The 1,592-nt window shown below is 50.8% G+C and carries 1 rRNA gene; it reads right to left on the reverse strand.

Features of this window, described 5'->3' with window-relative positions:
* A 23S ribosomal RNA gene (locus ACLEJR_RS26955) occupies positions 1–1,524 on the reverse strand; the annotation flags it as partial.
* Positions 1,525–1,592 lie beyond the last annotated feature (68 nt).

A 1,592-nucleotide genomic window follows, 5' to 3' on the forward strand; every position in this document is an offset into this window, starting at 1 on the left:
AGGGTAACTCGTCATCAGCTCTCGGCCTTGAAACCCCGGATTTACCTAAGATTTCAGCCTACCACCTTAAACTTGGACAACCAACGCCAAGCTGGCCTAGCCTTCTCCGTCCCTCCATCGCAATAACCAGAAGTACAGGAATATTAACCTGTTTTCCATCGACTACGCTTTTCAGCCTCGCCTTAGGGACCGACTAACCCTGCGTCGATTAACGTTGCGCAGGAAACCTTGGTCTTTCGGCGTGGGTGTTTTTCACACCCATTGTCGTTACTCATGTCAGCATTCGCACTTCTGATACCTCCAGCAAGCTTCTCAACTCACCTTCACAGGCTTACAGAACGCTCCTCTACCGCATCACTTACGTGATACCCGTAGCTTCGGTGTATGGTTTGAGCCCCGTTACATCTTCCGCGCAGGCCGACTCGACTAGTGAGCTATTACGCTTTCTTTAAAGGGTGGCTGCTTCTAAGCCAACCTCCTAGCTGTCTAAGCCTTCCCACATCGTTTCCCACTTAACCATAACTTTGGGACCTTAGCTGACGGTCTGGGTTGTTTCCCTTTTCACGACGGACGTTAGCACCCGCCGTGTGTCTCCCATGCTCGGCACTTGTAGGTATTCGGAGTTTGCATCGGTTTGGTAAGTCGGGATGACCCCCTAGCCGAAACAGTGCTCTACCCCCTACAGTGATACATGAGGCGCTACCTAAATAGCTTTCGAGGAGAACCAGCTATCTCCGAGCTTGATTAGCCTTTCACTCCGATCCACAGGTCATCCGCTAACTTTTCAACGGTAGTCGGTTCGGTCCTCCAGTCAGTGTTACCTAACCTTCAACCTGCCCATGGATAGATCGCCCGGTTTCGGGTCTATTCCCAGCGACTAGACGCCCTATTAAGACTCGCTTTCGCTACGCCTCCCCTATTCGGTTAAGCTCGCCACTGAAAATAAGTCGCTGACCCATTATACAAAAGGTACGCAGTCACCCAACAAAGTGGGCTCCCACTGCTTGTACGCATACGGTTTCAGGATCTATTTCACTCCCCTCTCCGGGGTTCTTTTCGCCTTTCCCTCACGGTACTGGTTCACTATCGGTCAGTCAGTAGTATTTAGCCTTGGAGGATGGTCCCCCCATATTCAGACAAAGTTTCTCGTGCTCCGTCCTACTCGATTTCACTTCTAAGATCCTTTCGCGTACAGGGCTATCACCCACTATGGCCGCACTTTCCAGAGCGTTCCGCTAAAATCAAAGAAGCTTAAGGGCTAGTCCCCGTTCGCTCGCCACTACTAAGGGAATCTCGGTTGATTTCTTTTCCTCAGGGTACTTAGATGTTTCAGTTCCCCTGGTTCGCTTCTTACGCCTATGTATTCAGCGTAAGATAACCAGCTTGTGCTGGTTGGGTTCCCCCATTCAGAGATCTCCGGATCAAAGTCTGTTTGCCGACTCCCCGAAGCTTTTCGCAGGCTACCACGTCTTTCATCGCCTCTGACTGCCAAGGCATCCACCGTATGCGCTTCTTCACTTGACCATATAACCCCAAGCAATCTGGTTATACTGTGAAGACGACATTCGCCGAAAATTCGTACGCTTGCTCAT

It is taken from the genome of Pseudomonas sp. SMN5, assembly GCF_052041925.1.
Taxonomy (GTDB): Bacteria; Pseudomonadota; Gammaproteobacteria; order Pseudomonadales; family Pseudomonadaceae; genus Aquipseudomonas.